This window comes from Bradyrhizobium sp. 141 (assembly GCF_023074055.1).
In the GTDB taxonomy this organism is placed as follows: domain Bacteria; phylum Pseudomonadota; class Alphaproteobacteria; order Rhizobiales; family Xanthobacteraceae; genus Bradyrhizobium.
The window spans coordinates 25,964-41,571 of record NZ_JADPKR010000103.1; the positions used below are offsets into that span (position 1 = coordinate 25,964).

The following is a 15,608-nucleotide window of genomic DNA, read 5'->3' on the forward strand; positions in this document are numbered from 1 at the left end:
GGTGAGGGGTATCTCTCCGCGCTGAAATCTCATCGTGGGAGTTCGCTGAAGCAACCCCTCATCCGGCGCTTCGCGCCACCTTCTCCCACAAGGGGAGAAGGAAGATCACCTTCCGCTCGTCGCTTCCAGGCCGCGGCTATAGCGCGACATCGCGAAGCAGAAGACGAAATAGATCGCAGCGACGAAGATGTAGACCTCGACCGAGAACTGCTGCCACGCGGGATCGATGATCGCGGTCTTCGCCGTCGTCAGCAGGTCGAAGATGCCGATGATGAGAACAAGGCTGGTATCCTTGAAGAAGGCGATGAAGGTATTGACCAGCGGCGGAATGACATGGCGGATCGCCTGCGGCAGGACGATCAGCCGGTTCTTGCGCCAGTAGGACAGCCCGAGCGCATCCGCAGCCTCGTATTGTCCGCGCGGCACGGCCTGGAGGCCGCCGCGGATGACCTCGGCAAGGTAGGCGCCCGCGAACAGGATGATCGCGATCTGCGCCCGCAAGAGCTTGTCGATGTTGAAGCCGGCAGGCATGAACAGCGGAAACATCACGCTCGCCATGAACAACAGGCTCACCAGCGGCACGCCGCGGATCAGCTCGACATAGAGCACGCTGAGCGAGCGGATCGCCGGCAGCTTTGAGCGCCGGCCGAGTGCGACGAGGATGCCGAGCGGAAACCCGAAAGCCAATCCGAACGTCGCCAGGATCAGGGTCACCGGCAGACCGCCCCAGCGATCCTGCGAGACGAAGGCGAGCCCGAACACGCCGCCCCACATCAGCACGCTGATCAGCGCGAGCGCACCGATCCAGAGAAGGACCAGTTCGCGCCGCCACAGGGCGCGGCGGGTGGAGAGATAGAACAGCGCGATGAACAGCAGCACCGACAACGCCGGCCGCCACTGCTCGTCGAATGGATAGGTGCCGAACAGGATGAAGCGGTACTTTTCGGGAATTATCGCCCAACAGGCGCCGACGCCACGCGCCGCCCGGCAGGCACTGGAATCGTTCGCTGGGGTCAGCCACACTGCATTCGCGATGCCCCACTGAGCGAAGCTGAAGATGCCCTTGGCGAGCACCGCCAGCAGCACGACCGAGAGGATGCCATTCGGGATCGACGAGAACAGATTGGTGCGCAGCCATCGCAACACCGGGTTGCCGATCTGCGGGCGGCGGGCGGCGCGCGGTGTGTCCGGACTATCGGCGATCACAGTCATGATCAGCGCTCCACCAGCGCGATGCGCGCATTGTACCAGTTCATGAAGAAGCTGATGGAAAGGCTGATGGTCAGGAACACCGCCATGATCAGCGCGATGGCCTCGATCGCCTGCCCGGTCTGGTTCAGCGTGGTGTTGGCGATCGAAACCACGTCCTGATAGCCGATCGCGACCGCGAGCGAGGAATTCTTGGTCAGGTTGAGATACTGGCTCGTCATCGGCGGCACGATGACGCGTAGCGCCTGCGGCAGGATGATCTGTCGCAGCATGAAGCTGCGGCGCAGGCCAAGCGCATTGGCGGCGTCCCACTGTCCGCGCGGCACGGACTGGATGCCGCTGCGAACGATCTCGGCAATGAAGGCCGAGGTGTAGGTGACGAGCGCGATCAGCAGCGCGAAGTATTCCGGCGCGAGTGTCAGTCCCCCGACGAAGTTGAAGCCGCGCAGCTCCGGCCATTCGACCTTCCAGGACACGCCGAGCAGCACGGACATCATCGCGGGCAACGCGACGATCAGGGCAAGCGCAAACGGCCAGGCTGGGCGCGGCTTGCCGTCGCGCATCTGCTGCGCGATGAGCCGCCTCCTGACGAGATAGAACACGACAAACCCGAGCACGGCGGTGCCGAGCACCCAGAGTTGCAGCGGGCCAAGCGGAACTGCCGGCAGGATCAGGCCGCGATTGGAGAGGAACACGCCCTCGATCGGCCGCCATGCCGCGCGCGCGGCCGGCAGCGCCTGCATCAGCACATACCAGAACAGGAGTTGAAGCAGCAGCGGGATATCGCGGAGCGTTTCGACATAGACGGCGGCAAGTCGTGACAGCAGCCAGTTGGCCGACAGTCGCGAGATGCCGATCAGCGTTCCCAGGATGGTCGCGAGCACGATCCCGATCACGGCGACGCGCAGGGTGTTGCCGACCCCGACGACGAAGGCCCAGAGATACGTGTCTCTCGGATTATAGGCGAACAGGCTGTCGGCGATGGGCATGCCGGCCTCGCGGCCGAGGAAGGCAAAGCCGGTCGTGATGCGACGAGCCGAGAGGTTGGTGACGGTGTTGGACCAGAGGAAGCCGATCACCGCGAGCGCAATGCCGACGACCAGCACCTGCCAGAACAGGCCTTGGAGCTCGCGGCGTCCCCACGCGCCGAACAGGCGGCGGCGCGGCGGCGGTCTCGGAGCGTCCGTGGTCACAGCGCAAAAATCCTTCCCAACAGCGACGATTTCCGGCAGCGCACGTCAACTGTTGCACCGATCTCCATTTCATGCAACAAATGTTTCATGGCCGAGCCCGCGAAATCCTCGCCGCTGAGCGAACTGCGCATTGCATTGCCATCGCTCCCGATGCGGCTGCAGCAAGTCGGACGTTTCGTCGCCGCCAACGATTACGACGCCACCACCCGTTCGATGCGCGACCTCGCAGCGGAAGCGGGCGCCGATCCTGCCGCGTTCACGCGCCTCGCCAAGGCGATCGGCTATTCGGGCTGGGACGAATTGCGCGCGGCACTGACCGAGGCGCGGCGACCATCGCAGACTTCGCCATTCTCCGGCCGCGCCAAGAGCCACCTGCACGGCCCGAATTCCGATGTCGCGCTCGTCACCGACAAGCTCGTGGCCGAGGCCGCCGGCCTTCCGCGAATCCCGGCACAGCCGATCGCGGAAGCCGCCCGCGCGCTGCACGACGCAAAGCGGATCTGGATCGCGGGTTATCGTAGCTGCCGCAGCGTCGCGGAACTTCTGAACTACGAGCTGAGACTATTCCGGCCCGAGCAGGTGCAGCTCGTCGGCGCATCCGGTCCCGACGATCTCGATCTCGGCGCGTTCCGTCCTGGCGAAGCCGTCATTGTCGTCGGCTTCCTGCCTTACACACATGCAAGCGTCCGCGTCGCGCAGGCCGCTCATCGCAGCGGCGCAACCCTGATCGCGATTGCGGACAGCCTCGCCGCACCGATGGCCGAGGGCGCGGACCACGTGCTGCTGTTCGAGGCGGCCTCCTCTCCCGGCTTCTTCCCGAGTCTCACCGGCGCGATCGCGATCGCGCAGTCGCTGGCCGCAGTGACGTTCTCGCTCGGCGGTGTCGTCGCGAAGAAGCGCCTGGAGAATACCGAGGCGCGGCTCACTGCTGCCTCCACCTACGTTTCAGAGAAAGGTTGATCCATGGCCGCCCGCACCAGCCGCGTGCTGCACCGCTCGCTCCGCGAAACGCCGCCCAAGGCGATCGGCGGCGAAGGCGTCTATCTGTTCGCAGAAGATGGACGGCGCGTGATCGACGCCTCCGGCGGCGCGGCCGTCTCATGCCTCGGCCATCAGCATCCCCGCGTGATCGCGGCGATGGCGAAGCAGGCTTCGACGCTGGCCTATGCCCACACGGCATTCTTCTCGTCGGAGCCGGCAGAGGCGCTGGCCGAAACGCTGGTCGGGCAGGAGCCGGGCGGCCTCGCCTACGCCTATTTCGTGAGCGGCGGATCGGAGGCGATCGAAGCCAGCATCAAGCTCGCTCGGCAATATTTCATCGAGCGCGGCGAACCACAACGACAGCACTTCATCGCGCGGCGACAGAGCTACCACGGCAACACACTTGGCGCGCTCGCCGCCGGCGGCAACGCCTGGCGACGCGCGCCCTATGCGCCGCTGCTCTCGGCCGCCTTCAGCCATGTGACGCCGGCCTTTGCCTATCACGACAAGCACGACGGTGAATCCGATGCGCAATTCGTGGCACGGTTGGCCGCCGAGTTGGAATCCGAGTTCCAGCGGCGTGGCCCCGATACCGTGGCGGCGTTCCTCGCCGAGCCGGTCGTCGGCGCCACCGCCGGCGCCGTGGCGGCACCGGACGGCTACTTCAGGGCCGTGCGCGAGATCTGCGACCGCCACGGTGCGCTGCTCATCCTCGACGAGGTCATGTGTGGCATGGGCCGCACGGGCACCACGCACGCCTGGGAGCAGGAAGGCATCGCGCCTGATATCCAGGCCATCGCAAAGGGGCTCGGCGGCGGCTATCAGCCGATCGGCGCGATGCTCGCGAGCGGCAAGATCATCGACACCATCCGCGCCGGCTCTGGCGCCTTTCAGCACGGTCATACTTATCTCGCGCATCCCCTCGCCTGCGCAGCCGCTTTGGCGGTGCAGGAGGTGATCCGCGAGGATCGCCTGCTCGACCGCGTGAGGGAGCGCGGCAAGCAGCTCGAACAGCGCCTGACCGAGCGCTTCGGCAATCATCGCCATGTCGGCGACATCAGGGGCCGCGGCCTATTCTGGGCGATCGAGCTGGTCGCCGATCGCGCCAGCCGCACCTCGTTCGATCCCGCGCTCAGGCTCAATCAGAAGATCAAGGCGGAGGCCTTCGCCAATGGGCTCGGCTGCTATCCGGGCGGCGGCACCGTGGACGGGGTGCGCGGCGACCATGTGCTGCTGGCGCCGCCCTATATCGCCTCCGCGGACGAGATCGACTTGATCGTCGACAAGCTCGGCACGGCCGTCGACAACGTGTTGCGTAGTGTCAATCACTGAGGGGAGAGTAGCATGATGAGGAAAGTGGTTATCGCAGCGAGCATGCTCGCGGCATCGACGGCTGTCGCGTCGGCGGCAACGCTCGACACGGTGAAGAGCCGTGGCACGCTGGTGTGCGGCGTCAGTGCCGGCTTTGCCGGCTTCTCGGCGCCGGACTCGCAAGGCAACTACCGGGGTCTCGACGTCGACTATTGCCGTGCGCTCGCCGCCGGCGTGCTGGGTGACGCCAGCAAGGTGCGCTACGTCTCGCTGACCGCGCAGAACCGCTTCACCGCCCTGCAATCGGGCGAGATCGACGTGCTCTACCGCAACTCGACGCAGACATACTTGCGCGGTGTGACGCTGGGCTTGCGGCAAGGCCCGATCAACTTCTACGACGGTCAGGGCTTCGTCGTGAAGAAGGATCTGGGCGTAAAAGAGATCAAGGATCTCAAAGGCGCCACCGTCTGCGTGGCTCAGGGCACCACGCACGAAGTCACGCTCGGCGATTACGGCCGCGCCAACGGCATCGACTGGAAGCCGCTGGTGTTCGACCGCGTCGACACCATGTATCAGACCTTCTTCGGCGGCCGCTGCGATGCGATGACCCAGGACGCCTCCGCGCTCGCCGGCGCCGTGACGACCGCCGCGCCGAACCCGGCCGACTACGTCGTGCTGCCGCAGACCATCAGCAAGGAGCCGCTCGGCCCCTTCACCCGCAACGGTGACGAGGTCTGGAGCGACATCATCACCTGGCTGCATTACGGCCTGATCGAGGCCGAAGAGCTCGGCGTCACGCAAGGCAATGTCGACGAGATGGCGAAATCGCAGACGCCGGCGATCCAGCGCCTGTTAGGCGCCTCCGGCGATCTCGGCTCCCGGCTCGGGCTCGACAACAAATGGCTGGTGACCGCGATCAAGGCCACCGGCAATTACGGCGAGATCTACGAGCGCAACGTCGGCAAGGCGAGCCCGCTCAAGCTCGACCGCGGCCTCAACGGCCTCTGGAGCAAGGGCGGCTTGATGTACGCGGTGCCGTTCAAGTAAACGTCTCGCGTGTCCCGGACGCGCTGCAGCTCCCGGCGAGGCGAAGCATCGTGCGGTCCGCTGCTGCGCGGAGCCGGGACCCAGCGGCCACGATGGGCCCCGGCTCTGCAGCGCAATACTCCGCATTGCGCTGCGTCCGGGGCACGAGACCTAGCAGGTAATCACCTCCAATGACGACGCCCCCTCGCATCGCCCTCATCCACGCCCTCAAACATTCCATCGCCCCGATCGAGGCCGCGTTTGCGAAGGCGTGGCCGGAGGCGCGGCTGATGAACCTGCTCGACGACAGCCTGTCGGCGGATCTGGCCCGCAACGGCGCCCTCAACGATGCCATGACCGAGCGTTTCCTTGCGCTCGGCGACTATGCGGCGGCGACCGGAGCGAACGGGATCCTGTTTACCTGCTCGGCATTCGGACCTTGCATCGAGGCCGTCGCACGCGCGCATGCGCCAATGCCGGTGCTGAAGCCGAACGAAGCGATGATCGAACGCGCGGTGAAGATGGGCAGGCGCATCGGCCTGCTTTCCACCTTCCCGCCGACCCTGGCCTCGATGCCGCCGGAGTTTCCGGCCTCGGTCCAGGTGGTGCCGAAGCTTGCCGAGGGCGCGCTGGCGGCGCTCGATCGGGGCGACCGCGCCACGCACGACCGGCTGATCGTCGAAGCGTCGAAGGACCTGCGCGATTGCGACGTCATCGCGCTGGCGCAGTTCAGCATCGCAGCGACGGCACCGTCGGTCGCAGACATGACCGGACGTCCCGTTGTGACCACGCCAGACAGTGCGGTCGACAAATTGATGGCGATGTTGGGGTTGAAGGCTTAGGGACCCGTTGTCTTTCGACGCCGCGCGCCCTTGATCGCGGCCGCGAGCGCGGCTTTCGTTTCGCTGACGAAATCCTCGACCAGCTCCTCGCGCGTGGCGTGGGCGGCCTCGCCGGTGAACAGGCCCTGCTCGGCCAGCATCACCACGCCGTGCAGCGCCGCCCAGATCTTGAGCGCTTGCCGTTCGCGCAAATAGCCGACCGCCGGAGCTTCCAGGGCTTCGATCACGAGCGAAAAGGTCTCGCGCGTGGCCTCGTGCAGCTCGCTGCCCTTGGCCGCGCATGAGACGGTGCGCGACGCAAACATCAAGCGGTAGATGCCGTTGCGGCGCAGACCGAAATCGAGGGTAACCTGCGCCAGCCGCGACAGCTTTGATTGCTTCGACGTCCCAGCCATCGCCTCGCGCATGATCGCGCTGAGCTGCCGGAACGCTTCCGCCGTCACCGCGGCAAGCAGCGCCTCGCGATCGGCAAAGTGCCGATACGGCGCCGGCTGAGAGACGCCGAGCTGCTTGGCCAGGGCCTTGATGCTGATCGCCTCGGCGCCGCCCTGCTCCGCCTCGCGCAGCGCGGCCTTGATCAGCGCGGCGCGGAGATCGCCATGGTGGTAGGTGTTCTCGGGCTTGCGAGCGAGTTGGGAGCGCATGTTGTGGCCAAGCCTATAAGTTTGCGCTTGACAGGGGAAGCCTGTCGCGAATGTAATAGCATATAACTTAGAAGAAGCGGCGAATGCCGCCGACAATGTCGACAAGAGGAACGCGCCGCCTTCGAGCCGCGTGCATACGACCGAGGAAACCGCCATGACAGAGCGATTGAGGGTTCACGTCGATCCCGACAAATGCCAGGGCCACGCGCGTTGTAAGGCTCTCGCGCCCGAGCTGTTCGACCTCGACGAATACGGCAATGCGCACGAAGCCGGCGACGGCATCGTCCCGCCGGGCCTGGAAGACAAGGCCTGGCTTGCCAAATCCAATTGCCCGGAAATCGCAATCGACGTGATCGAGGAGTAGCGCGGCCTTCCTGTGTGCCCGCCTGCGCGATTCGATTACCAGTTGGAGGATTCCCCCGACATGTCCGACGTCAACCAGCCTGTCGCCCATCCGCCCGTCACCGACTGGGTCAACGATTTCGACCACACCGATCCGCAGTGGACGGAAGACCCGTTCCCGATCTGGGACGAGCTGCGCGCCGCGAGCCCGGTCGTGCACACCGAGCGCTTTCTCGGCTGCTACATGCCGACGACCTACGAGGCTGTGCGCGAGATCGCCAACGACACCGAGCATTTCTCCTCACGCCGCATCATCGTGCGCGACGTTCGTCCAGAGGTCGCGAGGAACGCCGCTCCGCCGATCACCTCGGATCCGCCCGTGCACAAGCCGGCCAAGCAGTTGTTGCTGCCGCCGTTCACGCCGGATGCGATGAAGAAGCTGGAACCGCGGATGCGCGCGATCTGCAACGAGCTGATCGACGGCTTCATCGCCGACGGCAAGGTCGACGCCGCGGCGCGCTACAGCAAATACATCCCGGTTCGAGCCATCGCGCATATGCTGGGCATTCCCGAGAGCGACGGCGATCTCTTCATCCGCTGGATCCACATGATCCTGGAGCTCGGCATCAAGGACGAGAGCAAGCTGCTCGAGGCCGTGCATGAGATGAGCGCCTATTTCAGCGCGCATATCGAGGAGCGCAAGAACAAGCCGACCAACGATCTCATCTCCTACCTGATGAAAGCCAGGGACAAGGAAGGCAACCCGCTCGAAGACTCGCACGTCCTTGGCTCGCTACGCCTGCTTCTGATCGCCGGCATCGACACCACCTGGAGCGCGATCGGTTCCTCGCTCTGGCATCTTGCGAAGACGCCGGCCGACCGCGAGCGGCTGATCGCCGAGCCCGCACTGATCCCGACCGCTGTGGAGGAGTTGCTGCGCGCCTACTCGCCGGTGACGATGGCCCGCGAGGTGGTGAAGGAGACGACGATCTCGGGCTGCCCGGTCAAGGCGGGCAACATGGTGCTGCTGTCCTTCCCAGCCGCGAACCGCGATCCCAAGATGTTTCCGGATGCTGACAAAGTCGTGATCGACCGGCGCGAGAATCGCCACGCCGCCTTCGGCCTCGGCATTCACCGCTGCGTCGGTTCCAACCTGGCGCGCATGGAGATGCAGGTTGCGCTGGAGGAATGGCTGAAGCGCATTCCAGATTTCCGGCTCGATCCGGCAGGCACGGTGACCTGGTCGCAGGGCACGGTACGAGGCCCGCGCCAGTTGCCATTTTTGCTCGGAAAGGCGATGTAGGTCTTTCCAGACAATGGAGAGGCCGGACGTGACTGAGCAAGCGACCCAACTGGCCTCCGAGCATTTCGATGTTGCCGACGCCCAACGGCGGATCAAGGCGATCTTCATCGGCTCGATCGGCAATCTCGTCGAATGGTACGATTTCTACGCCTACACGGCGTTTGCGCTTTATTTCGCTCCGGCCTTCTTCCCCGGCAATGACCCCGTCGTCCAGCAATTGAACGTCGCCGTCGTTTTCGCGGCGACGTTCCTGATGCGGCCCTTGGGCGGATGGTTCTTCGGCTATCTCGCCGACCATTTCGGACGGCGCATCTCGCTGACCCTGTCGGTCGTCTTCATGTGCTTTGGTTCACTGATCATCGCGCTGACGCCGACCTATGCCACGATCGGGTTCGCTGCGCCGGTGATCCTCGCGCTCGCACGCGTCATCGAGGGCCTGAGCCTCGGCGGCGAATATGGCGCCAGCGCCACCTATCTCAGCGAGGTCGCCGATCCCAAGCACCGCGGCTTTTATTCGAGCTTTCAATACGTGACCCTGATCGGCGGCCAGCTCACCGCGATCATCGTGCTGCTGCTCCTGCAAAAGGTCTTCCTCACTCCTGAGGAGCTGAAGGATTGGGGTTGGCGTATCCCCTTCGCGATCGGCGCGGCGCTCGCGATCTTTGCCGCGGTGATGCGGCGCGGCCTGCACGAGACGGAGGCGTTCGAGGAAGCCAGGAAGGTGGTGAAGCCGACCGGTTCGATCACCAACCTGCTGCGTTATCCACGTGAGCTGCTGCTGGTGGTCGGCCTCACCGCGGGCGGCACCGCGGCGTTCTACACCTTCACCACCTACATGCAGACCTTCGTCAAGCTTTCGGTCGGGCTGACTGAGGACCAGACCACTTTCGTGATCTTCGGCACGTTGATTTTCGCGACCATTCTCCAGCCGATCTACGGCGCGATCTCCGACAAGATCGGACGCAAGCCGCTTCTGATCTTCTTCGGTGTCGCCGGCACGCTCGCGACCGTGCCGTTATTAATGACCCTGAAAGAGACCAAGTCGCCCTTCGTCGCCTTCATCCTGATCTGCTGTGCCTGGCTGTTCGTCGCCGGGTACACCTCGATCAACGCCGTGGTGAAGGCCGAGCTGTTCCCGACCAATGTCCGCGCGCTCGGCGTCGGCCTGCCCTATGCCATTACGGTGTCGATCTTCGGCGGCACGGCGCCAGCGATCGCGCTCTATTTCAAGAGCATCGGGCACGAGGAATGGTTCTACTTTTACCTCAGCGGCATCATCTGCTTGTCGCTGATCATCTATTCCACCATGCGTGACACCAAGCACGCCTCTGCAATGCATCGGCACGAGTAGACCATGGCTGACGAGACGCCATCCGACAGCAAACTGACCCGCACCAAGGAGAAATGGGCGCGCGAGGGCCGCTTTCTCACCGGGAAGATCACCCGGCCGGAGGACCAAAGACTGCCTCCCGGCCAGCACCTCACCAAGGACTGGCCTGTGCTCGACCTCGGAGTCGTGCCGCCGGTGTCACGCGAGCGCTGGCGGCTCGACGTTTACGGTGCGATCGAGACCCCCGTATTCTGGACCTTCGCGGAGTTCGCTGCGCAGAAGCAGGCCCGATTCACCTCCGACATCCATTGCGTCACCACCTGGTCGCGCTACGACAATGACTGGGAAGGTCTCGCCACGCGCGAGCTGCTCGCGGCCTGCCAACCGCGCGAGGATGCACGCTTCGTAACGCTGCATTCCCATGACGGCTACACCACCAACCTCGCGCTGGAAGACTTTGCCGCCGAGGATGCGCTGCTCGCCCATAGCTGGTCCGGCCAGCCGCTGACGGAGGAGCACGGCGGCCCGGTGCGGCTGGTCGTGCCGCATCTGTATTTCTGGAAGAGCGCCAAATGGCTCCAGTCCATCGAATTCCTGACCGAGGACGCGCCAGGCTTTTGGGAAGTCCGCGGCTATCATAACCGCGGCGATCCCTGGGCCGAGCAGCGCTATTCGGACGATTAGAACTCAAGCAAGAACGGGGGAAGCCCATGCCGACGGAGCGCTTTCAATTCACCGGCGAAGGCGGTCACCAGCTTGCGGCCGCGCTGGAGTTGCCGGACGGCGAGCCAGCGGCCTACGCGCTGTTTGCGCACTGCTTCACCTGCGGCAAGGACACGCTCGCGGCCAAGCGCATCGCGGTCGCGCTCGCAGCCAAGGGCATCGCGGTGCTGCGCTTCGACTTCACCGGGCTCGGTTCGAGCGAAGGCGACTTCGCCAATTCGACGTTTTCTTCCAACGTCGCTGATCTCGTCCGTGCCGCCGATCATCTGCGCAGCGTCCGCATGGCGCCGTCGATCCTGATCGGCCACAGCCTCGGCGGCGCCGCGATCCTCGCGGCAGCGGGACAGATCCCGGAAGCCAGGGCAGTCGCGACCATCGCGGCCCCATCCGACCCGGCACACGTGACCGGCCTCTTCAAGGAGCATGTCGACAATATCCGCGCGCAGGGCGAGGTCGAGGTCTCGCTTGCTGGACGCCCGTTCCGGATCAAGCGCGAATTCCTCGACGATATTGCCGAGCACGAGCTGATGAAAGACATCACCGGTCTGCACAAGGCGCTGCTGGTGATGCACTCGCCGGTCGACGACACTGTCGGCATCGACAATGCGACCAAGATCTTCGTTGCAGCCAAGCACTCCAAGAGCTTCGTCTCGCTCGACCATGCCGATCACCTGCTCACTAAGCCCGCCGATGCGCTCTATGCGGCCGACGTGATCGCGGCCTGGGCCAGCCGCTACATCGACACCGCAAAGCCAGCGAAGGCGATGGATCTGCCTGAGGCGCCGCGCCAGGTGGTGGTGCAGGAGACCCGGAAAAGCAAGTTCAACCAGACCATCACCGTCGGACCACATCGTCTCGTGGCGGACGAACCGGTCGCCGCCGGCGGAGAGGACGCCGGCCCCGGGCCCTACGATTTCCTGCTCGCCGGCTTAGGGGCCTGCACCTCCATGACCATGCGGCTCTATGCCGACCGCAAGTCGCTGCCGCTCGACCGCGTCACCGTCACGCTGAAGCATTCCAAGATCTACGCCAAGGACTGCGCGGAGTGCGACACACGCGAGGGCATGCTCGACCAGATCGAGCGCGACATCACGGTAGACGGCGCCCTCGATGCCGAGCAGCGCAAGAAGCTGATGGAGATCGCGGACAAATGCCCGGTGCACCGGACGCTGACGTCGGAGATCCGCATCGTGACGAAGGCGGCCGACTAGGCACTTGCACTAGAGGCACGATGCCATCGTTCGCACGGCCGCGCTGATTTCGCTCTCGCGCCAGGCCGCAAAGCCGAGCAGCAGGCCGTGATCGCGGGGCCGGCCAAGCGCCAGACTGGACAAGGCGCGCGTCTCAACCCCCGCAGCAACCAGCCGCTTCACCGCCGCCTGATCCGCAGTGCCGCGCTTGAGGCGAGCGACGAGTTGGATGCCGCCCGGGGGCACTTCGACCGAGAGCTTTCCACCCAGTTGCCGCTCCAGTTCCTCGACGAGGTGATCGCGGCGCGCGCGATAGAGGCGGCGCGTCCGGCGCAGATGCGCGAGGAAGTGGCCGTCGGCGATGAATTCGGCCAGGGCCTCCTGGACGTGGCTGGCGGCGATGAGCCCGATATGGCGCTGCGCGATCTCCAGGGTGCTGACCAGCGCCGGCGGCGCGACGAGATAGCCAAGCCGGATATCCGACGTCATCACCTTCGAGAAGGTGCCGACATAGAACACGCAGCCATAGGCATCGAGCCCTTGCAAGGCCGGCACCGGCCGGCTGTCATAATGGAATTCGCCGTCGTAATCGTCCTCCACGATCCAGGTCTTGCCGGGCCTGCTCAGGCCGAGAAACTCGGTGCGGCGGGCGAGCGACATCAGCCGCCCGGTCGGATGCTGATGCGAGGGCGTCATGAAGATCAACTTTGGCGCCGCAAGACCCGGCATCCGTTGCATGCCCTGCTCGTCCAGTCTGATACCGGTCACGCGCGCGCCGGAGGCCCGGACGGCAGCCACAGCACCGGGATAGCCGGGATCCTCGACCCAGACCTCGTCATCGGCCGCAACGACGGTTGCTGCAATCAAGGTCAATGCCGCCTGCGCGCTCGGGAGGATCATGATCTGGTCCGCGCTGGCGCGGACGCCCCGGCTGGTCGCGAGATAGTGCGCCAGCGCCTCACGCAGGCGCGCTCGGTTCACTGGTCCGAGCCCACGCTTGGCCGCACCTAGGGCGCTACGGCGCAGACAGCGCGCCCAGACCTCGTTCGGAAACTCCCTGAAATCGCCGTGCCCCGGTCGCAACGGCTTCAGCTGCCCCTGATAGGACATCGGCCAGTCGGTCTGCTTGAGCCTCGAAGCCCAGGGTGACAGCCGGGGCCTTGCGGAGCGCACGCTCGATACGACAGCGCCCGTCCATTCGGCACGCTCGTGGCCGTCGACCGCGACCACCGGGCGGCGGCCGTGCGAGGCCTCGAGATAACCCTCGGCAGCAAGCTGCTCGAACGCATAAGTGACGGTGTTGCGCGAAACGCCGAGATCGCGCGCGAGCCGGCGGCTCGACGGCAGCGTGCGGTCTCTGCCGAGGCGGCCGCTCGCGATCAGCTTTCTAAGCTGGCTCGTCAGCTGCGCCACCAGCCCCTCGTCGTCAGCTCGCTTCAGGTCGATCAGGGCCGAGATCATATCATCCGAAACTGGCACCTTGTTCTTCTCCAATCTGGCCCTTTTTTCAAGTACCAGACGGATGCTATCCGCCGGACCGGACTGCTTCAAGGAGATCCGAGATGAAGGCCCTGTCACCTCGCGCCGCCGTCGGCCTGTTCCTCATCGTGGTGCTGGCCTGGGGCGTGAATTGGTCGGTGACGAAGCAACTGGTGCAGTTCGTCTCGCCGCTGTGGAGTTCGGCGATCCGGAGCTGGATCGCGCTGATCGGCCTCGCCGTTATCCTCGGACTGAGCAACAATCTCGTGATCCCGGAACGACGCGACGTGCCTGTCATCCTCAGCGTCGCGCTGCTGCACATGACGCTGTTCTCGATCCTGGTTGCCGCCGGCCTTCGCTTTCTGCCTGCCAGCAAGGGCGTCGTGCTTGGCTACACCACGCCGCTCTGGGTCGCGCTCGCCGCGCCCATGCTGGGAAAGGACACGCTGACCGCGCCGAAGCTTGCCGGCGCCCTGCTCGGACTGATCGGGCTTGCCGTCATCCTGAATCCGTCCTCGATCGACTGGACCAATGCAGGAATCGTGCTCGGCGCCGGCATGGTCATCCTGGCAGCGATCTCCTGGGCCGCGAACATCATCTATATCCGCGCGCATCACTGGATCGCGTCTCCGCTCCAGCTCCTAATCTGGCAGGTGCTCGTGGCCACGGCGGTGCTTTCGACCCTGGCAATGACCATCGACGGGCTGCCGCAAGTCGAGTGGTCATGGAGGCTTTTGTCGCTCTTCCTGTATTCGGGGCTGATCGGGACGGCGCTGGCTTATTGGGCGATGTCGATGGTCAACAAGAGCATCTCGGCGCTGACGACATCGCTTGGCACCACTGGGACGCCGCTCGTCGGCATCGCAAGTGCTGCGATCCTGCTGGGTGAGCCCATCGACATGAGTTTGGCTGTCGCGGCCGGACTGATCGTCACCGGCATCGGGCTTGCGACACTCGGCGACCGGCTGTTGCGCGGTCAGGCCACCGCGAGCGGCTGAACCCGCAGCGCGCCGCGCAGACCTGCTGTCGTGCCGAGCAGGATGCCTGCGACTGCGACGAACGAGCTCAGTGCGAGTGTCGACATGCCGGTGAGCCCCTGCCCGATCGAACAGCCGAACGCCATCACACCGCCAATCCCCATCAGCGCGGCGCCACCGCTTGAACGCAGCATGTGGCGCGGCGACGAATAGCCTTCAAGCTTGAAGCGGCCCGTTGCCAGCGCCGTCGCAAGGCTACCGGCGAAGACGCCGGCCACGGTCGCAATGCCGAAATTCAGCGTCAAGCCGGTCGAGAGCATGGCGTATTGCAGGCTATCAGCGATCGGCGCGATGAACGTGAGCGAGGTCACCGCGACGGGATTGAAATCGTCGGCGCCGAGATGGCCGGTGACGAACCAGCCGGCCGCAACGAGGAGACCGACGATGACGCCCGCTGCGATCTGGCCCGGCGAGCGGCGGAACCCCGGATGCGCGAGGGCAAACAGGACCAGCGCGGCGACGATGACAGTCGCAGCCAGCGCGCGAGAGAAAGGTTCGGCGAGACCGAACGTCGCCAGCAATGACGGCAGCGAATTGGCGCTGACGGTAGTTTGCGAGGCATGAACCAGCGCGATGCGCGCCGGCGCGATCAGGCCCTTGAGCGTCATCTGCGCGGCGATGGCGAGCACGATCACGACGACGAAGGAGCGGAGGTTGCCGCGCCCGAGCAGCACCAGCGCGCGCGAACCGCAGCCGTTCGACAGCACCATGCCGTAGCCAAACAGCAGGCCGCCGAGGAACAGCATCGGCACTGAGAAGGATTGTTGCAGGTAGATGGACTTTCCGAGATCGACCATGTCACGGCCGGCGAGGAATTGGCTTGCGGCGATCGCTACCGCGATCGCCAGCGCATAGGTCCGTACCAGCCTCCCGTCTCCCTCCGCGAGCCAGCCGCGCATGCTGCTCATCAGGCAGAAGCCGCTGAGCAGGCCGACGGCGCCGTAGACGAGACCGATCACGAGACCGGCGAGGATGACAAGTTGGGCAGACGCTTCCAT

15 protein-coding genes are annotated in these 15,608 nt (G+C 65.1%); 10 read left to right on the forward strand and 5 right to left on the reverse strand.

The features are described from left to right. Window positions 1–105: 105 nt before the first annotated feature. Both IVA81_RS31550 and IVA81_RS31555 read right to left on the reverse strand, forming a co-directional pair. On the reverse strand, window positions 106–1,212 hold the full coding sequence (locus tag IVA81_RS31550) for an amino acid ABC transporter permease (protein ID WP_247325310.1): 1,107 nt from the start codon (window positions 1,210–1,212) through the stop codon (window positions 106–108). Window positions 1,213–1,214: 2 nt separating this feature from the next. Then, window positions 1,215–2,402, reverse strand: a complete 1,188-nt coding sequence (locus IVA81_RS31555) for an ABC transporter permease subunit (protein WP_247325311.1) — start codon at window positions 2,400–2,402, stop codon at window positions 1,215–1,217. Between the two features lie 87 nt (window positions 2,403–2,489). On the opposite strand from IVA81_RS31555, the gene IVA81_RS31560 reads away from it, so the two are divergent. The 4 genes from IVA81_RS31560 to IVA81_RS31575 all read left to right on the forward strand — a co-directional run bounded on the left by IVA81_RS31560 (window position 2,490) and on the right by IVA81_RS31575 (window position 6,562). Beyond that, window positions 2,490–3,362: a MurR/RpiR family transcriptional regulator gene (locus IVA81_RS31560; RefSeq protein WP_247325312.1), complete on the forward strand. Its 873-nt coding sequence runs from the start codon at window positions 2,490–2,492 to the stop codon at window positions 3,360–3,362. 3 nt (window positions 3,363–3,365) lie between these two features. Further along, window positions 3,366–4,715 carry an aspartate aminotransferase family protein gene (locus IVA81_RS31565; RefSeq protein WP_247325313.1) on the forward strand — a complete coding sequence of 450 codons (1,350 nt, stop codon included), beginning with the start codon at window positions 3,366–3,368 and terminating at the stop codon, window positions 4,713–4,715. A gap of 12 nt (window positions 4,716–4,727) precedes the next feature. After that, the gene (locus tag IVA81_RS31570) at window positions 4,728–5,741 is read left to right on the forward strand and encodes an amino acid ABC transporter substrate-binding protein (protein WP_247325314.1); all 1,014 of its coding nucleotides are present in this window, start codon (window positions 4,728–4,730) and stop codon (window positions 5,739–5,741) included. A 170-nt stretch (window positions 5,742–5,911) separates the two neighbouring features. Further along, a complete protein-coding gene (locus tag IVA81_RS31575; RefSeq protein WP_247325315.1) occupies window positions 5,912–6,562 on the forward strand; it encodes an aspartate/glutamate racemase family protein in 651 nt (216 codons plus the stop codon). On the opposite strand, the gene IVA81_RS31580 is transcribed toward IVA81_RS31575, so the two are convergent. Beyond that, complete coding sequence (locus IVA81_RS31580; RefSeq protein ID WP_247325316.1) at window positions 6,559–7,206, reverse strand: TetR/AcrR family transcriptional regulator; 648 nt, start codon at window positions 7,204–7,206, stop codon at window positions 6,559–6,561. The two genes, IVA81_RS31575 and IVA81_RS31580, sit on opposite strands and share 4 nt — an antisense overlap. Window positions 7,207–7,360: 154 nt before the next feature. Here IVA81_RS31580 and IVA81_RS31585 point away from each other — a divergent pair, with 154 nt between their 5' ends. Genes IVA81_RS31585 through IVA81_RS31605 form a run of 5 tightly spaced genes read left to right on the forward strand, consistent with a single transcriptional unit; the run spans window position 7,361 to window position 12,115 of the window. After that, on the forward strand, window positions 7,361–7,570 hold the full coding sequence (locus IVA81_RS31585; protein ID WP_247325317.1) for a ferredoxin: 210 nt from the start codon (window positions 7,361–7,363) through the stop codon (window positions 7,568–7,570). Between the two features lie 60 nt (window positions 7,571–7,630). Continuing rightward, window positions 7,631–8,851, forward strand: a complete 1,221-nt coding sequence (locus IVA81_RS31590; protein ID WP_247325318.1) for a cytochrome P450 — start codon at window positions 7,631–7,633, stop codon at window positions 8,849–8,851. Window positions 8,852–8,879: 28 nt separating this feature from the next. Further along, window positions 8,880–10,202 (forward strand): MFS transporter, encoded by a 1,323-nt coding sequence (locus tag IVA81_RS31595; protein ID WP_247325319.1) that lies wholly within the window; start codon window positions 8,880–8,882, stop codon window positions 10,200–10,202. A gap of 3 nt (window positions 10,203–10,205) precedes the next feature. Continuing rightward, window positions 10,206–10,865 carry a sulfite oxidase-like oxidoreductase gene (locus tag IVA81_RS31600; protein WP_247325320.1) on the forward strand — a complete coding sequence of 220 codons (660 nt, stop codon included), beginning with the start codon at window positions 10,206–10,208 and terminating at the stop codon, window positions 10,863–10,865. A gap of 26 nt (window positions 10,866–10,891) precedes the next feature. Then, the gene (locus IVA81_RS31605; RefSeq protein WP_247325321.1) at window positions 10,892–12,115 is read left to right on the forward strand and encodes a bifunctional alpha/beta hydrolase/OsmC family protein; all 1,224 of its coding nucleotides are present in this window, start codon (window positions 10,892–10,894) and stop codon (window positions 12,113–12,115) included. A 9-nt stretch (window positions 12,116–12,124) separates the two neighbouring features. Here the strand turns inward: IVA81_RS31605 and IVA81_RS31610 are convergent, their stop codons facing one another. Then, window positions 12,125–13,555 (reverse strand): PLP-dependent aminotransferase family protein, encoded by a 1,431-nt coding sequence (locus IVA81_RS31610; RefSeq protein ID WP_247326040.1) that lies wholly within the window; start codon window positions 13,553–13,555, stop codon window positions 12,125–12,127. 101 nt (window positions 13,556–13,656) lie between these two features. Here IVA81_RS31610 and IVA81_RS31615 point away from each other — a divergent pair, with 101 nt between their 5' ends. Beyond that, window positions 13,657–14,571, forward strand: a complete 915-nt coding sequence (locus IVA81_RS31615) for a DMT family transporter (protein ID WP_247325322.1) — start codon at window positions 13,657–13,659, stop codon at window positions 14,569–14,571. On the opposite strand, the gene IVA81_RS31620 is transcribed toward IVA81_RS31615, so the two are convergent. Further along, complete coding sequence (locus IVA81_RS31620; RefSeq protein WP_247325323.1) at window positions 14,550–15,608, reverse strand: YeeE/YedE family protein; 1,059 nt, start codon at window positions 15,606–15,608, stop codon at window positions 14,550–14,552. The two genes, IVA81_RS31615 and IVA81_RS31620, sit on opposite strands and share 22 nt — an antisense overlap.

What these genes read in the sequence shown, in the direction of transcription:
- IVA81_RS31600 (WP_247325320.1), top strand. Translation starts at nt 10,206, where the DNA reads ATGGCTGACGAGACGCCATCCGACAGCAAACTGACCCGCACCAAGGAG.
- IVA81_RS31550 (WP_247325310.1), bottom strand. Translation starts at nt 1,212, where the DNA reads ATGACTGTGATCGCCGATAGTCCGGACACACCGCGCGCCGCCCGCCGC.
- IVA81_RS31570 (WP_247325314.1), top strand. Translation starts at nt 4,728, where the DNA reads ATGATGAGGAAAGTGGTTATCGCAGCGAGCATGCTCGCGGCATCGACG.
- IVA81_RS31580 (WP_247325316.1), bottom strand. Translation starts at nt 7,206, where the DNA reads ATGCGCTCCCAACTCGCTCGCAAGCCCGAGAACACCTACCACCATGGC.
- IVA81_RS31610 (WP_247326040.1), bottom strand. Translation starts at nt 13,555, where the DNA reads ATGATCTCGGCCCTGATCGACCTGAAGCGAGCTGACGACGAGGGGCTG.
- IVA81_RS31605 (WP_247325321.1), top strand. Translation starts at nt 10,892, where the DNA reads ATGCCGACGGAGCGCTTTCAATTCACCGGCGAAGGCGGTCACCAGCTT.
- IVA81_RS31620 (WP_247325323.1), bottom strand. Translation starts at nt 15,608, where the DNA reads ATGGAAGCGTCTGCCCAACTTGTCATCCTCGCCGGTCTCGTGATCGGT.
- IVA81_RS31575 (WP_247325315.1), top strand. Translation starts at nt 5,912, where the DNA reads ATGACGACGCCCCCTCGCATCGCCCTCATCCACGCCCTCAAACATTCC.
- IVA81_RS31585 (WP_247325317.1), top strand. Translation starts at nt 7,361, where the DNA reads ATGACAGAGCGATTGAGGGTTCACGTCGATCCCGACAAATGCCAGGGC.
- IVA81_RS31615 (WP_247325322.1), top strand. Translation starts at nt 13,657, where the DNA reads ATGAAGGCCCTGTCACCTCGCGCCGCCGTCGGCCTGTTCCTCATCGTG.
- IVA81_RS31565 (WP_247325313.1), top strand. Translation starts at nt 3,366, where the DNA reads ATGGCCGCCCGCACCAGCCGCGTGCTGCACCGCTCGCTCCGCGAAACG.
- IVA81_RS31590 (WP_247325318.1), top strand. Translation starts at nt 7,631, where the DNA reads ATGTCCGACGTCAACCAGCCTGTCGCCCATCCGCCCGTCACCGACTGG.
- IVA81_RS31560 (WP_247325312.1), top strand. Translation starts at nt 2,490, where the DNA reads ATGGCCGAGCCCGCGAAATCCTCGCCGCTGAGCGAACTGCGCATTGCA.